The organism is Acinetobacter sp. YH12145, assembly GCF_013418335.1.
In the GTDB taxonomy this organism is placed as follows: Bacteria; Pseudomonadota; Gammaproteobacteria; order Pseudomonadales; family Moraxellaceae; genus Acinetobacter; species Acinetobacter amyesii.
In genome coordinates this window covers 92,056-116,843 of the sequence record NZ_VPCE01000003.1, presented here as the reverse complement: position 1 = coordinate 116,843, position 24,788 = coordinate 92,056, and the positions used below count along the sequence as shown (strand labels likewise).

Here is a 24,788-nt window from a genome sequence, read left to right as displayed (position 1 = left end):
GATTTTATGCTGAGCTTTTCAGGATTAATAGTTACTTTTTATTAAATACATGCCGCAGATTTCGACAGCATGTATTTGATTTATGTTCAGATATAAATGTCCGACTGCATATATAAACACGCATAGCCTGAGATTTCTATACGGTCATTTTCGAGCATTTGACAATGTAACTCACCACCACGGCTTGATGCTTGATACGCCAAGATTTGACGTTTTTCTAGACGTTCTGCCCAAATTGGCACGATTCCGGTATGAATAGAACCCGTAACAGGATCTTCATTGATGCCATTACCCGGTGCAAAATAGCGTGAAATACAGTCATATTGCTGGGCTGCCGCAGTGATTGCAACATCAGTGATCGTACCCGGCGCTGTGATGGCGGTGCGGATTTTGCCAAGACGTTTTAAAATTTCAAAATTCGGTTGTTCGTCCAAAACTTGTTGAGCCGTTTCGTATTCCACGATATACGCCTGCGCATTCTGATAAACCTGCTTAAAAGGTTGACTCAACCCTAGACGTAACTCTTCAGGATAATCGCTCACGACCTGTGCCCGACGCACAGGGAAATTCATCAGAATTTTTCCATCTTCAGCTTTATTTACGCTAAAAATACCGAGATTTTTGACATGAAATTGGATATTTTTTTCAGCCGTATAAAACTCAAAAAGCACATAACTACTGGCCAATGTCGCATGTCCACAAAAGTCCACTTCAGTGGTCGGTGTAAACCAACGAATTTCATAATTACTGCTGTCAATTTTTTTCACAAATGCAGTTTCAGACAGATTATTTTCCAAAGCAATCTGTTGCATCAAGTGTTCATCTAACCATTCATCCAACACCAAAACCGCCGCTGGGTTGCCTTTAAATAACACTTGGGTAAATGCGTCAACTTGATACATTTTCATTGATAGAACTCCTGATTTAGTGATTTATATTAAAGGCTTTTGAAAATATTTCATGCGTTATATGCTATGTAGCAACACTTTTTAATAAAACATCTAAGTTTTAGATGCACTTAACTATAGGCATAATTTTGAAAACGCATATTCACCCCGTTCCTTTAGAAAAATCATACCGACTTTTAAATCATGGGCCGACTGTGCTCGTCTCTGCTCAGGATCAAACCCATACCGGTGTGATGACTGCGGCATGGGCATGCGCCTTAGAGTTCAATCCTGCAAAAGTGACGGTAGTACTGGATAAATCAACTAAAACACGTGAGATTATCGAGAATTCAGGCTATTTCGCCTTACAAGTACCAACACTAAAACAACTCAAACTGGTCTATGCACTTGGCATGATGAGCCAACGTGATGCGCCAGAAAAATTACGCCAATGTGGCGTGGAATTATTTCAATTTAATAACTCAAATATTCCTGTGGTTGAAGGTTGTGCTGCTTGGCTACTGTGCAAACTTATTCCTGAGCCGCACAATCAACAAGCGCACGATCTGTTTATTGGCGAAGTCATTGCTGCCTATGCAGACGACCGCGTCTTCCGTAACGGACATTGGTATTATCATGAAGTAGCAGATGAATGGAAAAGCCTACACCATGTTGCTGGCGGGCACTTTTATACCATTGGTAATCCCGTATCTGTAGACGAGACACCAGACTAAAATAGTGCTATGAACTCTGTCGTTTACCTAAGGTTGAAAATCAATAATCATCCGTTTTGAGCATTTTCATGCTAACTTTAACTTAATTTTAAATATTGAATGAATGGATATGACGTTTAAAATACATACATTGGATGTCAAAAATTCACTGCAAAATTATATTTGGCTGCTTGAACACACCGAAAGCCATGATGTCATTGCAGTAGATCCTACTGAAGCTGCCTTGGTCGAGCGCTATTGTCAGGAACATCAACTCAATCTTACGCAAATTTGGCTAACGCATTGGCATAAAGATCACGTCGGTGGCGTACCAGAACTTATTCAGGATAAAAACATTGCTGTTTACGGTCCCCGTGCAGAATTGAGCCGTATTCCATGGGTGAATTATCCTCTCGATCATAATGACCGTTTTGAAATTCATGGTCTTGAAGTCGAAATAACAGCAACGCCCGGCCACACCCTCGGTCATATCGTATATTTTATCGATGACATTCATACACTTTTCTGTGGCGATGTATTATTTGCTATGGGCTGTGGACGTTTATTTGAAGGCTCCTTTCAACAAATGTACGATTCATTGAACCGTATAGCCGCATTCCCTGCTGAAACTCAAGTGTATTGTACTCACGAATACACCCTATCGAATGCGCAGTTTGCGCGGCATGTTGAACCTGACAATCTTGCCATACAACAGCGGTTTGATGAGGTTGCATCACTACGAATGCTTGGACAATGTACTTTACCGAGCAGTATTGAACTAGAATTAGAAACTAATCCATTTTTACGCGCAGAAAGTGTTGAAGCGTTTCAGCGCTTAAGAGAACTCAAAGACAATTTTTAATTGGATTGCGAGTTATAAGCATTTTAGATTTCATCACAAATAAACTGTTTTATTTGTGATGAATATTTCGGGCCGATTCATCATTTTATGTTTATAAAATTTGATTGGTGGCAGCAAATTCATCCAATTCAGCTTGAGTCACAACTCGTACGGCTTGCATTTCATCGATACGTACCATCAATAAACCACCTAATGCCGGCTGATAACGTCGCGCACTACCAAATGGTGTATATGCCACTTTGGATTGCTCCGAAAAGACTAACCAATCTTCATGTCCAAGCATCACCGCAACAGGCGTCTGTCCCGCTTGTTGCATCTGTTCAATTTTTGCTTTGACAGCGTGCTCAATGTTTTGCATGCGTTCAATCTATTTATATCGATGGGACATAGTATAAAAGCATTTCGACAAATCTTGATGAGAAATAGCATTGCAAGCTCACCTATCCAGCGAATTAGGTTTTGAACAAGCTGTTATTTGCAATCCACAACTGCATGCCCAAACAGCTGTGCATTCTAAGCCAAGCAATCGTTTATTTTGTGCACAGCTTCTCTATGCACATAGGATATATTTTAATCCAACTGCCAAAAACCTAATTTTTAAATACGTTATATTTACTTACATTAAGTTTAGCTTGTTATAAAACAGCAAGTTAAATGAGTTTATACCGTTTACAAGCCGATAATCTGTTTATTTATCCATCAAAATTTCATATTTTAAATAAAAGTTTTTCATTTCCCCTTTAAAAAATATTTTGACACCCCTATTTAATATTTTAATGATTGATAAGGAGTTCGCTCGTGAAAAAAGTGGTTAAAGCAAAAAATTTAGTTGCCTTCCGTCTTTGGTTAGAAAAGTTAGGATATTCTGTTCGTACACTGGCAGATAATCGTGGATTTACATTCAGTTTTAAAAAAGAATATGGTCTAGTGACTGTAGACTTGTCTGGTAATGCTTTGGCCATGCAGCTCGGTGAAGAGTTTGAAGATCATTTAAAGGCATAATCTTCTTTATAATTTATTCGAACGATTAGAAATAAATGATTTAATTCGATTGATTCGAATCCGCATTTCTAAATTTGCCCGTATATGCGGGCTTTTTTTCATCTTTGTTTTACTGACTCATTTTAACGAGATAAATTTCAGACAATAAAAAAGCAAGATAAGACATCTTGCTGTATCTCTGGTTCATCATTCTTTCATTAGATTTTTTTATTAGAATTAGTCTTCAAAAAAGACCATGTTTAAGACACTGATTTTTTCGAATTTCAAAACAAAAAAGCAAGGTATAAAACCTTGCTTAATCTAATGGTGGGGACGGAGAGACTCGAACTCTCACACCTCGCGGCGCTGGAACCTAAATCCAGTGCGTCTACCAATTTCGCCACGTCCCCAACTCGGGTGCTGACAATGTCAGACTTTAATTTGTTTTAAAAACCTGTTTATTTTGCAACTTAATAAATTAAGTGGTGGGGACGGAGAGACTCGAACTCTCACACCTCGCGGCGCTGGAACCTAAATCCAGTGCGTCTACCAATTTCGCCACGTCCCCAACAGGGTTGCTGACAATGTCAGACTTTTTAAAACTTGGCAGAGGATCAAGGATTCGAACCTTGACGAACGGTTTTGGAGACCGTCATGCTACCATTACACCAATCCTCTGTGACCTTCATTACCAAACTCATGTTTAGTAATTCAGTGGTGGGGACGGAGAGACTCGAACTCTCACACCTCGCGGCGCTGGAACCTAAATCCAGTGCGTCTACCAATTTCGCCACGTCCCCGATGGCTGTGTATATTATAGAGATCACCCTTACATGACAAGCCTTTTTTATAAAAAAGCATCTTGTTTGTTTAAATAAAAAACAATAGTGCCTTTTTTGTATTTTTCTTAAGCAAATTCAGCAACTAAGTCGCTTTTTAAGCGATAAAAATCCACCAATCTGTCATTTTTTTGCTTCATCAACATGTGTTGCAATAGCTGATTAAACCCTTGATGTTGCATCGGCAGATCAAGCTTTAAGCGTTGGCAATGTAAATAGGCCCAATCTTCATAGTTTTTCGCCTCTAAACGCTGTGATGTCAGCCATTCCAAGAAAATAATCCCCAGCGCATAGATATCACTGTGCAAAGATTTTGCTTGTCCATGGAAAAGTTCTGGAGCCATATAACGTGGTGTCGCAGTTAAGGCATTTTGCTGATCAAAATCTAATGGTAGCGCTTGCTCAAAGTCGATGAGTCTGCACTGCCCTTGCCAATTCACAAAATGCTCTTGTTTTAAATCTGCATGTATCCAACCGTGCAAGCTTAATCGCTCAACCACATCGATTGCTTGCCATAGCACTTGCCTCACCTGCTCAATGCTCAAATTCGATACAGGCTGTAAGAACCAAGGCTCAGCATTGGGCAGTATTAATAGGCGATCAATAGGCTCTTGCTGAATACTGAGATGCGTCTCTTTTATCACTTGAAAAGGTAGCGTGATGCTGTTTTGTCTAGACGCTTGATTGAATAGCCGGTACAGCTCAATTTCTCGACCAAAACTAACTACATGTTCAGGGCTGCTGTCACTGACTTGCGCCTTGAGCCAATAACGTTGTTGATTGAATTGAAATTGATATAGACGACGGCCAAAAACCAAACTTTTGGTTTTGGTTTTTGGCTCATAAATGATTTGCGCTAAATCTGTGGATTTAAACCGCAATAAATTCTGCATGTCGTTGACTGGGTTCATTTTGATAATTTAATAATTCCAAACAATGCTGAATGGTCTTACCAATGCGGGCTTGCGTTTCGATTAATGAAATCTTCGGCCAAGTGGCTCTTTCACCTTCACGCTGCAATACTTTAAACAGGTAGGGTCGAGGATTTTGCAACATATAACTATAGTGTCTTAAGCCATATTTCCCCACAATATTGACATCACCATAGTAACGCTGATCCACCACGCCATAACCATGATCAAGCAAACGTCTTACAGGTGGGATACTTCCTGCACGCTCACGGGCAAAATCCATCACCCCTTTACTAATCACCTTACCTTGACGACGAACGATCCGCTCAGGCCAACTCAACATGCTTTTACGAAAGCGTGAAGCATCATCCTGCATAAACGGCACAATATGCGGATTGACCTGACTGGCGATACTGTAATTAATATTATACAAACGCGCCATTTTCTCCTGTGGGAAATCACTGCGCACACTGCCATCCACCCAACGCGTTGCCGACATATATGGCGTAAATTGCCCGTCATAACGCTTACTGGTCAGTCGTACTGGTGGAAATAGAATGGGCACTGCACATGATGCCAACACTGCACTCCACACCAACAAATCGGGTGATGTATACGCATTCATAATTCGTGCATCTTGTGATGCATCATAAGGCGCAACTGCCACATTGATATGCAGACCTGATTGCTTATATGCTTCGGCAAAAGTTAAGTCACCTAAGTTTTCAACCAAAAACTTTTTCAGATATTTTACATCTGCCAAACCGCCATTACCCTGCACTAACTCAGTCAATTTACGAAAGTGAAATGCCTCACTAAAGAAGTTTTGTCCATTTAATAAATTGGTAAATTCTGACGGTTTAGATACACCCAACATCCCGGTCATAATGGCGCCAGCACTGGAACCAGACAGAACTTTTGGCATCAAATCTTGTTCCATCAGTGCTTTACACACACCGGTATGAAACAAACCTAAAGTTGAACCGCCTGAAAACATCAAAACAGGTTGACCATAGGCTTTTTGGCTTTGTTCAAAAAATTCAATTTTTTGTACAGCATTGAGACAAACGCATTCGTCGGATGCGATAAAAGCCAAACTTTGACTCACCTCATCAACATAGTCTTCAATAATTTTTTTGGTGCCGACGTAGGCTTCTGTAAACAGTAAAGGATGAGCAATATTGCCCACATCATAAGTTAAACCTTCACTTAAAATGTACATCAAATCTCGGGTACGTTTCTGAGCACGATATCGTCTCAGTAACCCTAAACGATGAGTAATAATTTCTGCATCAAAATACGGTGAACTATTATCGAATTTCCATTCTTGCGCACCCGATTCTTCATCTATTTTAAGTGCGATATCTTGCCATTCTTCATAACACTCAGCACGGTCAAGCTGACGCTTTAATTTTTTTATCCGATATGCCTGATGTGGATTAATACTTTTTGAAAACCCTGTAAACAACATGACTATCCCTCAGCACATTTTAAACTGTTCACTCGGCTAGATTTATAACAACTTTTTGGTTGTTCGAATAGCGCTGATCTGCCAGAACAATCATTTAACTTTGACATATTTAGGCGATTATAACTGCATTATTGATGTACACTGCTGTCATATACTAACCAACAACAAGACACGACAAGCTGACTTATCATGGCTACAATTGATTTACCTGACAACATCCTTCAATCACTATCTACTGTACTCTTACAACTACAGCATAGTTTGCCTGAGCTTAAACAAGCACCCGATTTTTCGAGTATCGCTTTTAAATGGCAAGATAAACAGCTTAAAGCCATTCAACAGCCCAAAGTCATGTATTTAGAAGATTTAAAAGGAATTGAGCGTCAAAAAGAAAAAGTGATTCAAAACACTTTACAGTTTTTAAAAGGCTTACCTGCCAACGATGTTTTACTCACTGGCTCTCGTGGTACAGGTAAATCATCCATCGTCCGTGCTCTGCTCACCCATTATGCAGACCAAGGTTTACGTTTAATTGAAATTGAGCGTGATGATCTATCTGATTTGCCAGAAATTCAAAATTTAATTAAAAATCGCCCTGAAAAATTTATCGTATATTGTGATGATTTGGCATTCAATGCTGAAGATGAAAACTATCGCAGCTTAAAAAGTGTTTTGGATGGTTCATTACAATCAGGTTCAAGTAATTTTATTATTTATGCTACCAGTAACCGTCGTCATTTATTGCCTGAATTCATGCATGAAAATACACCTGTAACCAAGGTAGATGTTCCTCAATATACAGAATTACATCCACAAGAAGCGATTGAAGAAAAAATATCTCTTTCTGACCGCTTTGGGATGTGGCTGTCGTTTTACCCAATGGATCAAAATTTATATTTAGAAATCGTTGAACACTATTTGGCTAAAGCTGCAATGCCATGGACAGATGAAGCGCGTGCTGAGGCACTACGTTGGTGTCAAGGTCGTGGGCAACGTTCAGGGCGTGCTGCTTATCAATTTTCAAAGCATTGGATTGGGTCAGAACAACTTAAACAAGCCTAGAGCCAAAAAACTAAATAAAAAAAGAACCGCAATAGCGGTTCTTTTTTTATTTAATATTACAAATGATTCGTTAATTCTGACAAATAGGTGGAAACACAGAACGAATACCTAAACCATTGGCAATTTTCTGCACTGTGTTTACCACATTAATATCATTAGCTTGATATGAAACCAACTGAATACCCATCGGCAGTCCACTTTCACTTTGAGTCATTGGAAAAGCATAACTTGGTGCATCTAAATAGTTAAATGGACGCGTGTATTCACCCACATGACTAAACTCGGTATCCGTTGAGCTTGACACAGCTGCAAGGAATGGGCTCACTGGAAACAGCAAACATTGACCATTTAAAGAAGCTTTAAATGTCTGCTGAAACTCAGTTCGCGCTGCAATCAATGACTCGTATTTTTCCTGTGAAATACTCTTACCGCGTAGCACACGCTGACGAACTAATTCCCACATCTGTGTTTCAGCATTTTCAGCTGTATCGCCATGATATAAATAACTTTCATAAGCAATAATGTCAGACGTCCGGTCCGATAAATTATGAAAATCGAAATGTGTAGGTGGTTGCCAGTTTTTAATTTCGATTCCCAATGATTCAATGCGTTTTAGCCCTTCGCGCCAAAGGGTTAATACCTCAGGCTCAAGCGGATATGGAAATGCAGATTCATCTAAAGCATAAATTACATTTTGACTTGATGCCGCTCCAACATCTACCCCCATCAATACATTGACTAAAGCGCTAATATCATCTGCAAATCGTGCAAAAGGCCCTAGAGTATCTAAAGTTTTGGATAAAGGTACTGCACCCGTGTCGGCAATTTTATGGGCTGAAGGTTTAAAACCAAATATGCCATTTAATGCTGCTGGTGTACGAATCGAACCACCTGTATCACCGCCAAAGGCCATAGGACTAAGACCACTAGCCACAGCAACCGCTGAACCTGAAGATGATCCACCCGGTGCAAATTGCTGCTCTGCCCACGGGTTTTTAGGTGTGCCTTGCATTGGATTTTGACCAGACAAACCAAAAGCCAACTCGGTCATTTTTGTTTTACCTAAAATCACAAAACCTAAATCTTGCAATTGATCAACCAGTTTACAGTTCGCTTGCGCTTTTTGATCTAAATAAACCGTACCTGCATAGGTGATATGACCCGCTACATCCAGATTATCCTTTAGTAAAATTGGCACACCATGAAATGGACTCAATCGTTTGCCTTGCTGAAGCAACTCATCTAAATGTTGTGCCTGTTGCAAAGCCTCGATTTCGAATAATTCCGAAATACAATCTAGATGTTTAAATGTTTGGTTTCGATCAATATAAAATTGAACTGTCTCTACTGAAGTTATCTTTTTGCAGGCAATCTGGCGACCAAGCTCAAGTGCAGATAAATTCACAATATTCATTTTATATCTTCCAAACCTTTTCCTGCCGTTTCAGGCATTTTCATAAATGTGATTAATGTTAATAATGCGCCAACCAATACCATAAAGTAGAAATAATCTTGTTTACCAATACTTTGTAGCCAAGTTAGCACATACGGTGTTGTGCCGCCGAGTAAAGCCACCATCAAGTTGTAGGGTGCGCCAATGCCAACTGCACGAACTTCTGTCGGAAACTGTTCAGACATGACAGCTGGGCCAATGGCGGTATATAAAGCATATAAAACCAAGCCGAAAAGCTCGACCAATAAAATTGATGCAAACGTGCCATCCATCCATTTAATGATTGGATAAAAGAACACTAAATATCCCACAGCAAACACGATCAACTGCGGTTTACGACCAATTTTGTCTGATAGCCAGCCAAATACAGGCTGACACAGCATAAAGATAATTAAGCCAACAGTATTTGCAGCAAAGGCTGTTTGTGGCTCTGCGCCTAAAACTTTAATGGCATAGGTCGGGACATAGACCACAAAAATATAGAATGCAAATGTTGTTAAGATAGAAATACCCACAATACGAAGCGTTTCTTTCGGATGACGTTTAATCAGTACAACCAAAGGATTTTTTACTGATTCTTTTTTATGGGTCATTTCGCTATCAGGTACTGATTTACGAATCCACATACCCACCAAGCCGCCAATCGCACCCAAAATAAACGGAATACGCCATCCGTATTCGCTCATTTGCGTTTCAGTTAAAGCACTTGTTAAAGCCCAAGCAAGACCTGAGGCCATCAAAATACCAATCGCTGAACTGAAAAACATAAAGCTTGAATAGAATCCGCGTTTATTTTTTGGTGCCATCTCTGAAAGATAAGTTGCCGCTGAAGCGAACTCACCACCCAAAGATAAACCCTGAAGTAATCGCGCTAATACCAAAATAATCGGCGCAAAAATACCAATTGATTCATAGGTTGGTGAAAGACCTATCATCAAAGAACCACCTGCCATCATTATGATGGTTGCGGCCAAAGCTGCTTTTCGACCATAGCGGTCAGAAAAGATACCCAATACGATTCCACCTAATGGGCGCATGAAGAAACCTACAGCAAAAATTGCGAAGGTCGCAAGCAAGGATGCAGTTGGATCATCTGAAGGGAAAAATTGTTTCGCGAAAAATACTGCAAAAGTTGCATAAATCGTCCAATCGAACCATTCAATAGCATTTCCTACAGTTCCTGCAAGAATAACTTTCTTTTGTGATACATTTCCTTGTGTGGAAATTGAGTTTTGCATTTTTGACTCATCCATAAGCGTCTCATTTAATATTTAGACATAAATAAAGGTTGTATTTTATTTTCTAGACTTAAATTTAGATTATAATTAGTTTTTGGACAAGTCAATCATCATGAGTGAATCTTTTAGTTTCGACGAAATCGATACTGCATGCATCAAAGCTCTTATCTCCAATCCGAGAGGATCATGGCGAGAACTGAGCCAGATTAGTGATGTCCCTGAAAAAAAGCTGTCTCGACGTCTAGGTAGATTGCTAGATGACCAAGTTATACGAACTGCAATTGAATTAAATCCTGTGGTTGCCAATAAGGGTTACACCGTTCATGTCTGGATCAGTGTGAAATTTGGGAAGGAAAAAGAAGTTGCGCAATTTTTTGCAAACCGTCCAGAAGTACGCATTGTTTTTCTAACCACAGGACTTGCCGATATTTTTCTTGAAATTGGATTAGAAAAGGCCGCCGATCTCTCTGTTTGGATGCATGATTTTGTTACGCATATTCCGGATATTAAAACCGTAGAAACCCAAGCCGTATTAAAACCATTTACTTGGGCAAGCAAACCCAAAGCTTTAGAAGGTACAAGCGATAAAAACGTCAATTTTAGAAGTTTGACTGAAATAGAGTTAAAACTGATTCATGCTCTGTCTATTGATGGGCGTTCATCTATTAAAAGTTTGGCAGAGCAAATCGAACTCAGTGAACATAAAACTCAGAAATTATTGAATGATTTATTGGAAGAAGGCATTTTCAACATTCGTGTCGATGTAGAACCCAGTTTGATGGGCTATAAGTCCGAAGCGATTATTTTGATTAAAGCTCGTCCAGATGCAGCAAATCAAATTGCCAAAACCTTGTCTGAACTTAAAAACACACGCTGCCTATTTGGCATTAGTGGAGATTCACAATTTTTCTGGCATGTCCTATGTAATGATTTAAGTGATTTATGGAAACTCATTACAGAAGATCTTGGTAATTTTGAAGGCATTCAATCTTGCAATACCAACATGGTGACATTGGCATTAAAACGTGCAGGATTTATGCGAAAAATCAGCAGCGCGCAGTTATTTTCAAATTTAGATTAAAAAAAAGAACCGCAAATGCGGTTCTTTTTTTTAACGATTTTTACGCTTCGTTTGGATTACTTAATTCCGTCATCGGCCAACGCGGTGTAGTTGTAACAGACAAACCATCATGCTGACCCGCTTTAAGACGCTGATAACCTGCAAACGCAATCATTGCACCATTATCTGTACACAGCGCAGGTTCTGCATAAAACACATTTGCACGGATTTTTGCCAAGTCAGCTTCTAAGCGCTCACGTAAACGCTTGTTTGCACTTACACCACCGGCAATAACTAAACGTTTTAAACCAGTTTGTTTTAAGGCCTTCACTGATTTTTTCACCAATGTATCAACCAACGCTTCTTGGAATGATGCAGCGATATCCGCCTCACGACCTTCGCCTTCAACTTTTTTCAATTGAACTGAAACGGCAGTTTTTAAACCACTAAATGAAAAATCTAAACCTTGGTGTAGCATTGGACGTGGAAATTCAAAGGCATTGATGTCACCATTGATCGCCAATTTCGAAATATTTGGACCACCTGGGTATGGTAGACCCATCATTTTAGCGACTTTATCGAATGCCTCACCTGCTGCATCATCAATCGACTCACCCAATAATTCATATTGACCAATTCCATAAGCAGCCATCAATTGAGTATGTCCGCCAGAGACTAAAAGTGCCACAAATGGAAATTCTGGTGGAGTTTTAGACAACAAAGGCGCCAACATATGACCTTCCATATGATGTACACCAATTGCAGGTTTATTCAGTGCAAATGCCAACGTACGACCAAACAATGCGCCTGTCATTAATGCACCCATCAAGCCCGGCCCGCGAGTATATGCAATGGCATCAATTTCAGATTTATCCATCTGACTTTCTTCAAGCAATTGTTTTAATAACGGAATTAACTTACGCACATGGTCACGTGAAGCTAATTCAGGTACCACACCACCATATTCTGCATGCAGTTTGATTTGGCTATACAATACTTGTCCGCGTAATCCTTGCTCACTATCGTAGAGTGCGAGTCCTGTTTCATCACACGAAGTTTCCAAGCCTAAAACGATCATTAAACTGCCTTTTGCCCATTTCAAAATATTGCGAAACCTATTATAGACTTGTGATATGAGATGTAAATGAGTAAAATACTGACCTTCACTTGTGATCAAGGGTAATTCGACCCGAGATCTTATCCATAACTTAATGAGGATTCTTCATGCCACAAGTTAAATTGAAAGAAGGCGAACCAGTAGACGTAGCTATCCGTCGTTTCAAACGTTCATGCGAAAAAGCAGGTGTTCTTGCTGACGTTCGTAAACGTGAATTCTACGAAAAACCAACTCAAGAACGTAAACGTAAAAAAGCTGCTGCTGTTAAACGCTACCAAAAGAAATTGGCTCGCGAATCAGTACGTACTACTCGCCTTTACTAAGATTAATTTGTGATTGATTGACTAACCTGGACAAGATAAATGACTACTTTAAAAAACCAAATAACTGAAGTTTTAAAAGCCGCTATGCGTGCTAAAGAAATGGACAAGTTAACGGTAATACGTAGTCTACAGGCAGCAATCAAGCAAATCGAAGTCGATGAGCGCATAGAGCTTGACGATAAGCAAGTTCTTGCGGTCATTGAAAAGCAAATCAAACAACGCAAAGAATCGGTTAAAGCCTTTTTAGGTGCAAACCGAGATGATTTAGCTAGTAAGGAACAAGCCGAGATTGAGGTGTTATCTCAATTTCTACCAGAAGCTATGACTGAGGAAGAACTTGATTCCATCATTGCGCAAACAATTACTGCGCAAGAAGCTACTAGCATGAAAGATATGGGTAAGGTGATGAACTCTCTACGTCCGCTCATAGCCGGACGTGCCGATCCTGCACAAGTTTCTGCTAAAATTAAAGCGAAACTCTCTTAATCTTTCATCTATATTGTTTGATTTGGTCTATTTAAGTACGCTGATGACTTAAATAGCCAAATTATCCAAATTCAAAAAAAATTCAAATCCATAAATCATTTATTTTTTCTTTATCATCTAACGATTTCATACTTACAAATATCTCGCCAACTTCCATCTACTGGATTTTGAATTGCAGCTTCTTCGATTTCAATCAATTTAAAATTTGCTCGTTCACATAGACGTCGCGCTCGCTTGTTTTCCACATCTACAAAAGCATTTAATTGCTGAAATCCCAGATCATTCAATAATTGATCCACAAATAACTGCAAGGCTTCAGTCATCAAACCCTGCCCTTTAAATTCAACATTTCCCCAAAATCCAACGGCAGCTTGATTTTCCATCCAATTGATTTGATGAATATCCATGACACCTAAAAAGTTATGCGACTGTTGCTCACGAATCACATAAACAAAGTTTTCCTGATTTAACGCTGCCAACACCCTCGAATCGCAAAATGCCAATGAAGCATCCAAACTAGGTTCTTGTAAGGACCAAGCCAAACTTGCAGGAAACATTCGTAAGGTCTCTATACTTTGACAGATCGCCTCATAAAGTGCTTTTGCATCGTGGCGCTGAATCAACTGAAGCGTGAATCTGCCATGACTCATATCAAAATCATCGAGTTTCATTTTTATTCAGTTTCTCGTGATGATTTAAAATGCTTATAAATTTATTTTTAATTTAGGGTACATTGCACATTATATTTTTTTAATAATTGCATCTCTTTTGATGCGATCACCTGTTGAATCACATCCTGCTTATTCATATTACGGTACTCACGATCTAAAAATGCACGATTTTCGTCTGCCGCACGATAAAGATCATTTACATAAGTCTGAACAATACCGCAGTATTTCACTTGCTGGTCTGCTTTAAATCCCTGTTGCTGCGGATCTAACTGACTAAAAAATTGGCGTACATCGGTTTTATATTTTTCGTTAATATCATTCACAGCAATCACATATTGTTCTGCGCTAGCTGCTGCAATATTCGTTGCTAAGCCCAACAGACAGGCCGCCAAAATCATATTTTTCATTTGTAAGTTCTTAATCATAAACATTTTACATCCAGCTAGTTTACACTGATTAATCCAAGCCACTAAAACTACAATTTGCACTTTATAATCGACATAGATAAGTGCATCACATTTGAAATCTTTATATTTTTAATTTCCGTTCATTTTGCATTTCGTCTATACGCTGCTTGATTTTCGCAGCAAGACTTTTCGAGTCTTTGGCGATGCGCTGCGCCTGTAGCAAAGATTTAATCGCCCGTTCTTCATCCCCGCCCCAATACTCTACTTCAGCTCGATATCGCAGCACATTGACCGAACGGAAGCTTGCATCTTTGTCTGCATCAGCCATTTGCAACATCAGTCGCCAACCACTCAAGTCGCGTGGATTTGCTTGTAAAAATCGCTGTAGAATCAGTTGTGCTTGCGCATATTCTTTGCTTCGAATCAAAGCCTCTGCATATTTATAATTTAATGCACGATTTTCAGGCATGATGATTGCCGAACTTTTCACAGCGTTCACAGCATCGGCTGTTTTGTTTTGTCCCAACAGCACATCGGTCTGCAAAATAGTGAAAAGTGCATGCGATGCATTTTGTTTTGCTGCTTCATTTAATAACTTTTGAGCAGCACTAAAGTCACCTTGTTTAATATGCAAGCTCACCAAAGCCAACTCAGCTGCATAGTTCTTTTGTGCCACCATTGCATTTAATTGCAATTCAGTCGCCTGACCTGATAGTACTCGACTATACCAACGCAGAATTTCAAAATCTTGATCAACCAAACTGGTTTTAACTTGAGGCAACTGATTGGCACGTAAGCGCGCTTCGCTCATACGCTCCGTGGTTAATGGATGCGTCAACCAAAAATCAGGCAGAAAGCTCACTCGACTCGTAGAGCGATGCATCACTTCAAAGAAGTCAGCCATGCTCTGAGGATTGTATCCTGCACGGTACATATACTGCATCCCGATGCGGTCTGCTTCACGTTCTTGATTGCGGCTATAGGTTAGCTGTTTATCCATTAAAGCGGCTTGTGAACCCATCATTACAGCCGCACCTACATCACCATCTGCCTGTGAGGCCACCAAGGCTCCGACCAAGATACCGGCTAGGGACAATAAACCTTGCCCTTTAAAAGCTTCTTGTGAACGACTGTAATGACGTTGTGAGACATGTGCAATTTCATGCGCCATCACCCCTGCCACTTCATCCATGTTGCGAGCGGAATTAATTAATCCAGCATTTAATGCAAATAAACCACCCGGTACAGCAAAAGCATTAATTTGTGGATCATTAATTAATAACAATCCGACCGGTTGGTTGAGTTGGGTTTGGCTTAAAATATGCGTAAAGACAGATAAAAGACGATCTTCCATCCACGGATTTTCAGTCACAGGAAGTTGACGATGCACCTCACGATACACTTTCTCACCAATGGCACGTTCTTTTTGTTGATCCAACAAGCCGACGCCACTACCTATTTCAGGCACAGAAAATTGTGGGGATGAACTAAAATCTACGGACTGCGTCTGCGCCAATGTCGAACAAAGCCCGAGACCACATGCCAGTAAAATCTTTTTCAAAGTCTATTCTCTAAATTTCATATTCGTACTTCATCGAATATAGCATTGAATTTTGGTGAATTATGGAGAAAACTGTTGTGATTGTTTATTCAAATTTTGGATTGACCACATAGCGTGGCGCGCGCTCATGTACCAAAACATCCACTAGATTTTGATAAGCCAACTCTGCCATACGTTTACGGGTTGCCGCTGTTGCTGAACCCACATGGGGTAATGTCACGACATTGGCTAATGTAAATAATGGCGATTCTTGAAGCGGCTCTTGCTCATAAACATCTAAGCCTGCTGCAAAAATTTGACCACGACTTAATGCATCGATTAAAGCGGCTTCATCAATCACTGAACCGCGTGAAATATTGACCAATACCGCATGCGATTGCATCAAGGCCAACTCACGTTCACCAATTAAAGCTTTCGATTCTGCATTTAAATCCACTGCAACGACCACAAAGTCAGCACGTTGCAACAAATCATCCAAATCGCAATATTGCGCTGATAAAGATTCAGCCAATTCAATTTTTTCTCGGCGATTATGATAGAGCACATTCATATTAAAGCCGTAGCGAGCACGACGCCCAATCGCTGCGCCAATATGCCCTAAGCCAATAATTCCGATGGTTTTAGCAAAGACATCCATGCCAAATTGCTCAGGACCCACTGTACGCTTCCACTGCCCTTGTTTGGTCCATTGATCCAATACAGCCACTTTACGTGCTGCACTCATCAACAAGGTAAATGCTAAATCTGCTGTAGTTTCCGTCAATACATGCGGAGTGTGGCTCAACCAGATATTTTTTTGGTTTAAAAATGCTAGATCATAGTTGTCATAACCGACACTTACACTTGAGATGACTTTTAATTGTGATGCATGGGCTAAATTCGAAGCATTCAACAAACGCCCCGCACCAATCATGGCGTCAGCATCTTTTGAATGCTCAAGTATTTGCTGATTCACATCGCCCAATTTAGGGCTAATTTGGAAAACTTTAAATTGCTGTTCTAAACGTTGAATTATTTCTTGATCTATTTGACTAAAAACCACTACTTTTTTTTGCATAAATTTTCCATTTACGTAATTTAAGTATTTTGTCCTGCCTTATTTTGCATAAATTGCCATAGGCGTTTTTTCAATAAAGGCTGTTCAATCATTTGCTGTAAAGATGCCAATGGATACACCTTCGCATGCTCTAAATGCGGAATATCGCCTAGGCAAATGACATTTTTATCCAAGCTCATCGCATCGATAAAACCCTGTACATAAGATGCTGCACCACGACCATCTTGCAAATTCACCCAACTAAATGGCCACTGTAAAGCAAAGAAATCGGCACTGACTGCGCGCTGAATATTGCTCCACAAAACTTGCTGCTCTGCCGTTAATTCTGTGGCATCAATGACAATGACACAGTGCATTAAACAGATGGCTTCTAAGTTAAACGAAGGGATTTGAACAATTGGACGAACTTCAACAGGCTCAAGAACCTTTGGTTCATCTTTAGGTGCTTCTACAGGTTGATTTACAACAACATCAACGTTGTTTTTAAGCTCAGTCTGTGATGAAACAGGCGTTGGCTGAGGCTCATTTTTGAGTAGAATTTCAGAGACTATTTCAGGAGCCGCCTGATCTCGCCAAATATTTGAGCTAAATTGCTGACACGGAGCCGCCTGAGGAATCCATATATCAATTCCCATTGCCGCCATTATGCTTCGCTGATGCCCAATCATGCTTTCATTTTCACCTATGCAAGGCTTGTTATTCTAACGGGATTCACTCTGTTTTGCTGAACTTTTATAAATCAATTAGACCACTCTATTTCTTTAAAGATTCTGTAGACTTGCTCAGATTACTTTTCATTGACACTTTTAATCTATTCATAAATCAAGCCGCTATAAATAATTATACGATCATTAAACTATTTTTCTTTTGCATTAGTTCAACTATCTCAGCTGATTCAAATCCAATACGCCAATATAGTAGCTGCAAAACATCCAACTCATCTTGCGTGATAATTCGATCATTCCATAAACATATTTCAGCAACCCCAAGAATGCTTAACCGCTCACGCAGCAGCAGCCCAGAAATATCATTTAGGATTTCAGCCAAATCAATTGGCTCATCAGATATATCGCGATAGAACTCTAGTTCTTCTTTCGTTAAGATTCGATTGAGGATTTTTTCACGCACTTCGAGTTGGTTATCACTGTTAATTTGTTGCACATGCAACAAGGCATCAATCAAACGCACAATACTCGGTTTTACATCTTCTAAAGATGTAGGTGTATGTGCAGGCAACAGATTTAACTCATATTTCACTGTTTCAAGTAGTAAGGCATCGAGCAAACCAATTTCACCATCTTCTTGAATAATTTTGGCCAGCTTGGTTAAGAACTGCCGTGAAATCGTCGCAGGCATAGTGCCAATATTTTTACATGCCTCATGAAAAATGGAGATATGCACACGACCATCAAGATTCAATAAGGCATCCACAATCGCACGACTCACTTCAGCTTCAGTCGGAATAAACTCTCGATACTGACGAATCATTAAAATAGCAACCATCACCTCACGCGAACCCGTTGCTGTTTGCAAGGCACGTTGGATCAATTCAGGCCGCTGCCAATTTTCACGAATCTCGGGGTTCAACGGTTTAATTGCATCTCGTATCGCAAAACTAATCGGTGACAAGCGCAGTAAAGGTAATGGTTGCGGCGAGTTCCATGGTGTTGCAACATCTGGACTAGCTTCTTCTAGTGAACGGAATAAATAAAATAGCGGCTGGTTTCGCAGTTTTTTTAAATTTTCTAGTTGCAGGTCATGAATGAGCGCCGGATTTAATTCAAAAATACGCTGTTCAATACTTGGGTGAATATTCATCCAGTTTTGCGGACTGAGTGAGTTTGCAAAACACATATGAGAAATCGATTCCGCATATTCACTATGAATTTGCGAACCTGAATGATGCACATAAATCCTTAATAAGGTTTGAATATTGGCATCATTTTGAATCAGACGTTTAGTTTTCTGGTCATTACGATAGGTTCGAGAACCCAAAGAGATATATTTAATAAAGCGGGAAATCAAAACACCTAAACTACCGATCAACCAAATAACTGCGCCAATCGCTACAAAGAGCGTTTCAAACTTATTGTCCCTTGCTTGTCCATTTTTATAGAAACCACGTTTTGCAATTTTACTGCCCCACTGACTAAAGGTCGTCAAACCGCTATATAAGATTTTCAAACGGGTATTTTCAGCAGCTTCCCCCGACAAGATCTTATTAAATTCATGGCTCAGCAAACCATACATTTCCATCTCATCTAGGGTTTGTAAGGCACCCCAGGTTAAAATGATCGATGTATCTCGAGGGCTAAAACCAGCGGTGAGCGCATTCACCCCCACTTCATCAGGTAGGACATAAAGTGCAGGAGTATCGATTAAAAAAGTATCTGCCAGCTGCTCAGTCATACGCAGTGCAACACTTTCTTCAGGAATACTTTCTATCAGACTGAGACGACGCGCACCTAATTGTTTGGCAAGTGAATAACCACCTAAACGAAAGGTGTAAAAATCATAGAGAACTGAAACCAACATAATCAGCAGTACAGCAGCCACTAAAAATGGGCTAAGGACATGCCAATAGATAGACTGAGTGGAATCACAATAATCCACAATTAAACCGACAATTACATTAATAATTGCGACGGTCAAAAACACTGCCGCCATACACATGGTGACAGGCCAAAACATATTTTTGTTTTTTATAAAATCATAACCCACACGTCTCAATGTAATACCCTTAAGCTACATTGTCTTTTGTTTGCTCATCATAAATGAAAAAAGCGGGAAATTCCCGCTTTTTCAGTGTGTTTTCAGCAGATTATTCTTCGCGAACACCTGTTAAATCCACAGAAGCCGCATCAATGTTGACATCGATATAAGCTGGCTTTTCATTTTTTGCAGAGTCATTACGCTTACGCTCTAATGCTGCCAAATATTCAGCATCAATACCACCTGCCACATATTTACCATCAAATACCGAGCAATCAAAGTCCTGTAACTCAGGGACTTTCTTGGTACGTACTGCAGATTTTAGATCTTCCAAGTCTTGGAAAATCAAGCGATCAGCACCAATAATTTCACGAATTTCTTCTACACTACGTTCAGACGCAATCAGTTCAGATTTGGCTGGCATATCTATGCCGTACACGTTTGGATATTTCACCATCGGTGCAGCAGACGCAAAGAATACTTTTTTCGCACCCGCATCACGCGCCATTTGAATGATTTCGTTACAAGTTGTACCACGAACAATCGAGTCATCAACCAATAGTACGTTTTTGCCTTGGAACTCTAGCTCTACAGGGTTAAGCTTTTGACGCACAGATTTCTTACGAAGTTGCTGACCCGGCATAATGAAGGTACGACCGATATAACGGTTCTTCATGAAGCCTTCACGGAATTTCACACCTAAAGTATTTGCAAGCTCTAGCGCTGAAGTACGTGAAGTATCAGGAATTGGGATCACGACATCGATATCGTGCTCATCACCCCATTCACGCAGAATTTTCTGAGCAAGTTTTTCGCCCATTTTCAAACGTGCTTTGTAAACTGAAATACCGTCAATGGTTGCATCTGGACGCGCAAAATATACGTATTCAAAGATACAAGGACGATATTCAGGGGCTACTGCACACTGCTTGGTCGACATCACGCCATCAGCAGTAATATAAATTGCTTCACCCGGTGCAATATCTCGCTCAACTTTAAAGCCAAGCGCTGTAATTGCGACAGATTCAGACGCAATAATATATTCCATACCATTTTCAGTTTCACGAGAACCGTAAATTAATGGACGAATACCATTTGGATCACGAAAACCCACAAGGCCTTGACCTGTGATCATAGCAACAACCGCATAACCACCTTTGCAACGTTCATGCACACGTGAAACCACGTGGAATACATCTTCAGCGCTTGGTGTAAGTTTTGCGCGTTTTTGCAATTCGTGAGCAAATACGTTTAATAATACTTCTGAGTCTGAATCGGTGTTCATATGACGTAAGTCAGTCTTGAACAAGTCATCATGAATTTCAGCAGCATTAGTTAAGTTACCATTATGTGCAAGCGTGATGCCATAAGGTGAGTTTACATAAAATGGCTGAGCTTCAGCACTGCTTGAAGAACCAGCAGTTGGGTAACGAACATGGCCAATACCATAATTACCCTGTAATGCACGCATATGACGTGTGTGGAACACATCACGCACCATACCCGTATCTTTACGCAGGAATAAACGACCATCCTGACAAGTTACGATCCCGGCTGCATCCTGTCCACGATGTTGTAACATCGTTAACGCATCAAACAACATTTGGTTAACAGGTGATTTACCAGCTATACCAACTACTCCACACATAGCAACCTCGCAGACAAGCTAGGGTTAATAAAAAGGATTATTTGTTGACTCACCTGATCCAGAACGTCCGTGCTTGTTCTGCGACTCAGATGGTAGGTCTGAAGATTTCTGAGCATCTTCAGACTGAATATGATGAAGTGCTTGATTTGCAGCATCTTTGGACAATTCTGTTGCCCAAGGCGCGTATGGTAATAATGACTGAACCATTTTAGATTGTTTCCAATGCGGTGAACTCTCTACCCAAGGACCTAGCCCCTGCATAGTGATCAAAACCACCAACAATCCTTTTAAGCTTCCAAAAACACCACCTGCCAGTCGATTTAACGGACCAAGCTTTAATGTTTTCAAAATACTGTTCAATAACCATGTCGCGACCCAAGTCATGACTACAATCAACAATACAATAAATGCGAACGCGGCAATCTTCTGTACCACTGGATCTGTACTTAAAGATGTCATCGAAGGTGCAAGGACGGTTGCATACTTTGCCGCAATGACAAGTGCAAGAATCCATCCAATGAAGTTCGCAAAGGCTTTTACAAATCCTTGACGCAAACCGTTAAGCCCTCCAATGAGCAAAATAATCAGTATAAAGATATCAATGGTATTCATGATATTTACAATGCGTCTACGCAGTCTTTTACAAGTGTCGGACCTGTATATATGAGGCCACTATACACTTGTACAAGGCTTGCTCCTGCTTTTTGTTTCGCAACAGCATCCGCACCCGACAAAATACCACCCACACCGATCAATGGAATTTGACCGTTTAATACTTTAGCAAAAGCCGCCAAACATGCCGTACTTTTTTCAAAGACTGGCGCACCGGATAGACCACCAGCTTCATCACCAAATGGAAGGCCTTCAACACCTTCACGTGACAAAGTCGTATTGGTGACAATCAGACCATCAATTTTAAATTTTAACAATTGTTGTGCAATAAAATTAATGTCTTCAGGTTCTAGATCTGGTGCAACTTTAAGCACTAAGGGTACATAATGTTGATTTTCATCCGCCAACTCGAGTTGACGTTTCTTGAGTGTCTCTAACAGTTCAGTCAAAGCATCACCGCTTTGTAAGCTGCGAAGATTTTTTGTGTTAGGAGATGAAATATTAACCGTAATATAAGAAGCGTAGTTATAAACTTTTTCTAGACAAATCAGATAATCGTCAACTGCTTTTTCAACAGGTGTGACTGCATTTTTACCGATATTGATCCCAAGTACACCCTTAAATTTTGCAGCTTTTACATTTTCGATCAGCTGATCCACGCCATCGTTGTTAAAACCCATACGGTTAATAATGGCTTTTGCTTTCGGTAAACGAAATAAACGAGGTTCAGGGTTACCTGATTGTGGAAGTGGTGTAATTGTACCAATTTCAATAAAGCCGAAGCCCTGGCTCGCCAGCGCATCGATATAAGCACCGTTTTTATCAAGACCGGCTGCTAAACCAACAGGATTAGGAAATTCGATTCCCATACATGTCACTGGTTTAGACGCCACGTTTTGACGCATCATTCCCATCTTGTGAGAAGATTTCAACAGCGATAATGTCAGCTCATGTGCACGCTCTGGTGCTAAAGTAAACAACAAAGGGCGGGCTAGAGAATACAACATATCTATAAAAGTCTACTGCTTTTTAAGTCGGCATATTATAGGCACAGCACAAATAAAACACCATGCTTAGCAGATCTTTATTTTTACCGATTATTGTACACTCGCTGTTAATTTGACCTGTCCCGCTTCAGAACTTAATTCCATCTTTTCAATACTTAAGCCCATTTGAACCAATTGCGTCAAAAAATTGGCCAGAATTGCATAATTTTCATGCATCACTGCAATCTGTATTTGCTCACCGACTTGTTGCGATGCTACTGACAAGCCCTGTTGTTGCGATACACGCTGAACTTTTTCCAACGCGCTCAGTTGTGTATCACCTGCTGGTTTCATCGTGACGGCATTACTTTGCATCCAAACAACAGTATCTTTGAGTTCATTCACGCGCTTTTGTTGAAAATTTGCAGCTTTGTTCATATAAAACAGTGCCGAACCAATCGCTGCCACTGCAACAAAAATCGTGGTAAAAATTACCATGACTCGTTCACGTGTTGACAGTTGGTCTAAATAATCAGTGATGCGCTCAATTTGCCCATCTATACGTTGCTGTAGGTTTTCCATTTTTATCATTATTGTATTTTCACCAATCCAATCGCGCCGTTGGCACTTGGTTGAATATTCCCTAATTCGACTTTAAAACCTTGTTGTTTTAATTGATTGGTTAGGGTTTGTAGTACTTCTGCCGAATTAGCTTTTAGCTCCATATTCAACATCGAGGCTTCATAGCTCACACGATTTGCAGAAATTTGGTTTTGCATTAGAACAGGACCAACACGGCTCAGTAAGGACAGCGCCTGCGCATTGCCTGTTTGACTCTGACGCAATTGTGACTCGAACTGGCTTTTCAGCGTTTGTTCAGTGACAGGATAGCTTTGCCCAAACCAATATTTAAACTGATCAATCGCCTGTGACGCAGTGATATTTGCCACTTTTTTGTATTGATACCAACGAACTGCATCATAGCTAAACTGAGTAATTAGAGCTGCGACCAAAACTGCTGCACATGCTTTCCAATAACCACTCACACCCATATTGGCTTTGGCTTTCGGCAAAACATTGAGTGGATGTTGTTTCGGTTGTTTTATATTGGGTAATTCATAATGAAAAGATTCAATGTGATCATGCGTTACAGCTGCTTCAAGACTATGCGTCTGATCTGAACTTAGATTTGAAATCTTATAGTTCGGCTGACCAATTTGATAATCTAAGTACAATGCCAAATCATCAACAGACTGACCGACATATTCACTATTTCGGACCAATAAATGACCGCTGACATTTGCCAAAACATGTTGCCCTGCTTCTGGACTTGGCAAGACCAAAAAGTCAGGTAATAACGAAATAACTTTTACAGGAATTAGCGTCAAAGCATGCTGCATCGTTTCGACTGCACTATGTGCAATCCCCATGACCGTTAATTCATCTGGACTTTGAAAATGATGCAATACTTTCATTGCATCCAAAGGCAAAATGACATATTCCTCAAGTAAATATTTTACGCCGTCTGGGCCAAGTTTTTTATATTGGTTTTTTGGAAAATTTTGCTGAATGATTTGTACATCACGACTTGGAAAGAAAACAACCGCTTCCTTTCCCGCATGTGGCTGAATTTCCTGAATCAATTGTTCAAGTGTCGATGACTGCTTCCAGAAATCCCCTTCTGACCATTGCCAAACCCCATTGGCGTCGGGCATCCATAAATACAACATT

General features: G+C 40.1%; 25 protein-coding genes and 4 tRNA genes. 7 read left to right on the top strand and 22 right to left on the bottom strand.

What is annotated here, in order from left to right:
- Positions 1–86: 86 nt before the first annotated feature.
- Positions 87–908 (bottom strand): PhzF family phenazine biosynthesis protein, encoded by an 822-nt coding sequence (locus tag FTU80_RS03400; RefSeq protein WP_180084253.1) that lies wholly within the window; start codon positions 906–908, stop codon positions 87–89.
- Between the two features lie 104 nt (positions 909–1,012).
- On the opposite strand from FTU80_RS03400, the gene FTU80_RS03395 reads away from it, so the two are divergent.
- Positions 1,013–1,621 carry a flavin reductase family protein gene (locus tag FTU80_RS03395; protein WP_180084252.1) on the top strand — a complete coding sequence of 203 codons (609 nt, stop codon included), beginning with the start codon at positions 1,013–1,015 and terminating at the stop codon, positions 1,619–1,621.
- A gap of 109 nt (positions 1,622–1,730) precedes the next feature.
- Positions 1,731–2,462, top strand: coding sequence for a hydroxyacylglutathione hydrolase (gene gloB, locus FTU80_RS03390; protein ID WP_180084251.1), 732 nt, complete (start codon positions 1,731–1,733; stop codon positions 2,460–2,462).
- A 91-nt stretch (positions 2,463–2,553) separates the two neighbouring features.
- Here gloB and FTU80_RS03385 read toward each other — a convergent pair whose 3' ends face one another.
- Positions 2,554–2,820 carry a hypothetical protein gene (locus FTU80_RS03385; RefSeq protein WP_111883866.1) on the bottom strand — a complete coding sequence of 89 codons (267 nt, stop codon included), beginning with the start codon at positions 2,818–2,820 and terminating at the stop codon, positions 2,554–2,556.
- Between the two features lie 440 nt (positions 2,821–3,260).
- On the opposite strand from FTU80_RS03385, the gene FTU80_RS03380 reads away from it, so the two are divergent.
- Positions 3,261–3,464 carry a hypothetical protein gene (locus FTU80_RS03380; RefSeq protein ID WP_078188846.1) on the top strand — a complete coding sequence of 68 codons (204 nt, stop codon included), beginning with the start codon at positions 3,261–3,263 and terminating at the stop codon, positions 3,462–3,464.
- A 304-nt stretch (positions 3,465–3,768) separates the two neighbouring features.
- On the opposite strand, the gene FTU80_RS03375 is transcribed toward FTU80_RS03380, so the two are convergent.
- From FTU80_RS03375 to FTU80_RS03350, 6 genes are all read right to left on the bottom strand, one after another.
- A tRNA-Leu gene (locus tag FTU80_RS03375) sits at positions 3,769–3,853 on the bottom strand.
- A gap of 73 nt (positions 3,854–3,926) precedes the next feature.
- A tRNA-Leu gene (locus FTU80_RS03370) sits at positions 3,927–4,011 on the bottom strand.
- Between the two features lie 36 nt (positions 4,012–4,047).
- Positions 4,048–4,121: transfer RNA gene (locus FTU80_RS03365), tRNA-Trp, on the bottom strand.
- A 37-nt stretch (positions 4,122–4,158) separates the two neighbouring features.
- Positions 4,159–4,243, bottom strand: a tRNA-Leu gene (locus tag FTU80_RS03360).
- 107 nt (positions 4,244–4,350) lie between these two features.
- Positions 4,351–5,175, bottom strand: a complete 825-nt coding sequence (locus FTU80_RS03355) for a protein kinase (RefSeq protein WP_180084250.1) — start codon at positions 5,173–5,175, stop codon at positions 4,351–4,353.
- Complete coding sequence (locus FTU80_RS03350) at positions 5,153–6,664, bottom strand: DUF3336 domain-containing protein (RefSeq protein ID WP_180084249.1); 1,512 nt, start codon at positions 6,662–6,664, stop codon at positions 5,153–5,155. The genes FTU80_RS03355 and FTU80_RS03350 overlap by 23 nt, the downstream gene beginning before the upstream one ends.
- 189 nt (positions 6,665–6,853) lie before the next feature.
- On the opposite strand from FTU80_RS03350, the gene FTU80_RS03345 reads away from it, so the two are divergent.
- Positions 6,854–7,726, top strand: a complete 873-nt coding sequence (locus tag FTU80_RS03345; protein WP_180084248.1) for an ATP-binding protein — start codon at positions 6,854–6,856, stop codon at positions 7,724–7,726.
- Positions 7,727–7,796: 70 nt separating this feature from the next.
- Here the strand turns inward: FTU80_RS03345 and FTU80_RS03340 are convergent, their stop codons facing one another.
- A complete protein-coding gene (locus FTU80_RS03340; RefSeq protein WP_180084247.1) occupies positions 7,797–9,140 on the bottom strand; it encodes an amidase in 1,344 nt (447 codons plus the stop codon).
- On the bottom strand, positions 9,137–10,432 hold the full coding sequence (locus FTU80_RS03335; RefSeq protein WP_180077697.1) for an MFS transporter: 1,296 nt from the start codon (positions 10,430–10,432) through the stop codon (positions 9,137–9,139). Before FTU80_RS03335 ends, FTU80_RS03340 begins: the two co-directional genes overlap by 4 nt.
- A 97-nt stretch (positions 10,433–10,529) precedes the next feature.
- Here FTU80_RS03335 and FTU80_RS03330 point away from each other — a divergent pair, with 97 nt between their 5' ends.
- A complete protein-coding gene (locus FTU80_RS03330; protein WP_180023872.1) occupies positions 10,530–11,498 on the top strand; it encodes an Lrp/AsnC family transcriptional regulator in 969 nt (322 codons plus the stop codon).
- Between the two features lie 40 nt (positions 11,499–11,538).
- Here FTU80_RS03330 and tsaD read toward each other — a convergent pair whose 3' ends face one another.
- The gene (gene tsaD, locus FTU80_RS03325) at positions 11,539–12,555 is read right to left on the bottom strand and encodes a tRNA (adenosine(37)-N6)-threonylcarbamoyltransferase complex transferase subunit TsaD (RefSeq protein WP_180023873.1); all 1,017 of its coding nucleotides are present in this window, start codon (positions 12,553–12,555) and stop codon (positions 11,539–11,541) included.
- 146 nt (positions 12,556–12,701) lie between these two features.
- Here tsaD and rpsU point away from each other — a divergent pair, with 146 nt between their 5' ends.
- Positions 12,702–12,917, top strand: a complete 216-nt coding sequence (gene rpsU / locus FTU80_RS03320; RefSeq protein ID WP_001136722.1) for a 30S ribosomal protein S21 — start codon at positions 12,702–12,704, stop codon at positions 12,915–12,917.
- Between the two features lie 39 nt (positions 12,918–12,956).
- The gene (locus tag FTU80_RS03315) at positions 12,957–13,403 is read left to right on the top strand and encodes a GatB/YqeY domain-containing protein (protein WP_078193617.1); all 447 of its coding nucleotides are present in this window, start codon (positions 12,957–12,959) and stop codon (positions 13,401–13,403) included.
- A 113-nt stretch (positions 13,404–13,516) separates the two neighbouring features.
- Here the strand turns inward: FTU80_RS03315 and FTU80_RS03310 are convergent, their stop codons facing one another.
- From FTU80_RS03310 to gspL, 11 genes are all read right to left on the bottom strand, one after another.
- The gene (locus tag FTU80_RS03310; RefSeq protein WP_180084246.1) at positions 13,517–14,074 is read right to left on the bottom strand and encodes a GNAT family N-acetyltransferase; all 558 of its coding nucleotides are present in this window, start codon (positions 14,072–14,074) and stop codon (positions 13,517–13,519) included.
- A gap of 47 nt (positions 14,075–14,121) precedes the next feature.
- Positions 14,122–14,481, bottom strand: coding sequence for a hypothetical protein (locus FTU80_RS03305; protein ID WP_180026849.1), 360 nt, complete (start codon positions 14,479–14,481; stop codon positions 14,122–14,124).
- A gap of 121 nt (positions 14,482–14,602) precedes the next feature.
- Entirely contained in the window at positions 14,603–16,042 is a 1,440-nt protein-coding gene (locus FTU80_RS03300; protein ID WP_180084245.1) for a M48 family metalloprotease, read from the bottom strand.
- An 85-nt stretch (positions 16,043–16,127) separates the two neighbouring features.
- Positions 16,128–17,099 (bottom strand): D-glycerate dehydrogenase, encoded by a 972-nt coding sequence (locus FTU80_RS03295; protein ID WP_180077691.1) that lies wholly within the window; start codon positions 17,097–17,099, stop codon positions 16,128–16,130.
- A gap of 20 nt (positions 17,100–17,119) precedes the next feature.
- Positions 17,120–17,767: a hypothetical protein gene (locus tag FTU80_RS03290; RefSeq protein ID WP_180084244.1), complete on the bottom strand. Its 648-nt coding sequence runs from the start codon at positions 17,765–17,767 to the stop codon at positions 17,120–17,122.
- 172 nt (positions 17,768–17,939) lie between these two features.
- Positions 17,940–19,829: a M48 family metalloprotease gene (locus tag FTU80_RS03285; protein ID WP_171263783.1), complete on the bottom strand. Its 1,890-nt coding sequence runs from the start codon at positions 19,827–19,829 to the stop codon at positions 17,940–17,942.
- A 91-nt stretch (positions 19,830–19,920) separates the two neighbouring features.
- Positions 19,921–21,459 carry an amidophosphoribosyltransferase gene (purF, locus tag FTU80_RS03280; protein ID WP_078193623.1) on the bottom strand — a complete coding sequence of 513 codons (1,539 nt, stop codon included), beginning with the start codon at positions 21,457–21,459 and terminating at the stop codon, positions 19,921–19,923.
- Positions 21,460–21,483: 24 nt separating this feature from the next.
- On the bottom strand, positions 21,484–22,071 hold the full coding sequence (locus FTU80_RS03275) for a CvpA family protein (protein ID WP_078188866.1): 588 nt from the start codon (positions 22,069–22,071) through the stop codon (positions 21,484–21,486).
- 5 nt (positions 22,072–22,076) lie between these two features.
- Positions 22,077–23,078, bottom strand: coding sequence for a quinone-dependent dihydroorotate dehydrogenase (locus FTU80_RS03270; RefSeq protein WP_078188867.1), 1,002 nt, complete (start codon positions 23,076–23,078; stop codon positions 22,077–22,079).
- A gap of 90 nt (positions 23,079–23,168) precedes the next feature.
- Positions 23,169–23,648 (bottom strand): type II secretion system protein GspM, encoded by a 480-nt coding sequence (gene gspM / locus FTU80_RS03265; protein WP_180084243.1) that lies wholly within the window; start codon positions 23,646–23,648, stop codon positions 23,169–23,171.
- A complete protein-coding gene (gene gspL / locus FTU80_RS03260) occupies positions 23,648–24,787 on the bottom strand; it encodes a type II secretion system protein GspL (protein WP_180084242.1) in 1,140 nt (379 codons plus the stop codon). Before gspL ends, gspM begins: the two co-directional genes overlap by 1 nt.
- Position 24,788: the final 1 nt, after the last annotated feature.

Bases quoted from the DNA above. Each gene is read 5' to 3' on its own strand.
- gloB (WP_180084251.1), top strand. From the start codon at position 1,731: ATGACGTTTAAAATACATACATTGGATGTCAAAAATTCACTGCAAAAT.
- FTU80_RS03355 (WP_180084250.1), bottom strand. From the start codon at position 5,175: ATGCAGAATTTATTGCGGTTTAAATCCACAGATTTAGCGCAAATCATT.
- FTU80_RS03335 (WP_180077697.1), bottom strand. From the start codon at position 10,432: ATGGATGAGTCAAAAATGCAAAACTCAATTTCCACACAAGGAAATGTA.
- gspL (WP_180084242.1), bottom strand. From the start codon at position 24,787: ATGTTGTATTTATGGATGCCCGACGCCAATGGGGTTTGGCAATGGTCA.
- FTU80_RS03305 (WP_180026849.1), bottom strand. From the start codon at position 14,481: ATGAAAAATATGATTTTGGCGGCCTGTCTGTTGGGCTTAGCAACGAAT.
- tsaD (WP_180023873.1), bottom strand. From the start codon at position 12,555: ATGATCGTTTTAGGCTTGGAAACTTCGTGTGATGAAACAGGACTCGCA.
- FTU80_RS03330 (WP_180023872.1), top strand. From the start codon at position 10,530: ATGAGTGAATCTTTTAGTTTCGACGAAATCGATACTGCATGCATCAAA.
- purF (WP_078193623.1), bottom strand. From the start codon at position 21,459: ATGTGTGGAGTAGTTGGTATAGCTGGTAAATCACCTGTTAACCAAATG.
- gspM (WP_180084243.1), bottom strand. From the start codon at position 23,648: ATGATAAAAATGGAAAACCTACAGCAACGTATAGATGGGCAAATTGAG.
- FTU80_RS03270 (WP_078188867.1), bottom strand. From the start codon at position 23,078: ATGTTGTATTCTCTAGCCCGCCCTTTGTTGTTTACTTTAGCACCAGAG.
- FTU80_RS03315 (WP_078193617.1), top strand. From the start codon at position 12,957: ATGACTACTTTAAAAAACCAAATAACTGAAGTTTTAAAAGCCGCTATG.
- FTU80_RS03345 (WP_180084248.1), top strand. From the start codon at position 6,854: ATGGCTACAATTGATTTACCTGACAACATCCTTCAATCACTATCTACT.
- FTU80_RS03385 (WP_111883866.1), bottom strand. From the start codon at position 2,820: ATGCAAAACATTGAGCACGCTGTCAAAGCAAAAATTGAACAGATGCAA.
- FTU80_RS03400 (WP_180084253.1), bottom strand. From the start codon at position 908: ATGAAAATGTATCAAGTTGACGCATTTACCCAAGTGTTATTTAAAGGC.
- FTU80_RS03295 (WP_180077691.1), bottom strand. From the start codon at position 17,099: ATGCAAAAAAAAGTAGTGGTTTTTAGTCAAATAGATCAAGAAATAATT.
- FTU80_RS03290 (WP_180084244.1), bottom strand. From the start codon at position 17,767: ATGATTGGGCATCAGCGAAGCATAATGGCGGCAATGGGAATTGATATA.
- FTU80_RS03350 (WP_180084249.1), bottom strand. From the start codon at position 6,664: ATGTTGTTTACAGGGTTTTCAAAAAGTATTAATCCACATCAGGCATAT.
- FTU80_RS03310 (WP_180084246.1), bottom strand. From the start codon at position 14,074: ATGAAACTCGATGATTTTGATATGAGTCATGGCAGATTCACGCTTCAG.
- FTU80_RS03275 (WP_078188866.1), bottom strand. From the start codon at position 22,071: ATGAATACCATTGATATCTTTATACTGATTATTTTGCTCATTGGAGGG.
- FTU80_RS03395 (WP_180084252.1), top strand. From the start codon at position 1,013: ATGCACTTAACTATAGGCATAATTTTGAAAACGCATATTCACCCCGTT.
- rpsU (WP_001136722.1), top strand. From the start codon at position 12,702: ATGCCACAAGTTAAATTGAAAGAAGGCGAACCAGTAGACGTAGCTATC.
- FTU80_RS03340 (WP_180084247.1), bottom strand. From the start codon at position 9,140: ATGAATATTGTGAATTTATCTGCACTTGAGCTTGGTCGCCAGATTGCC.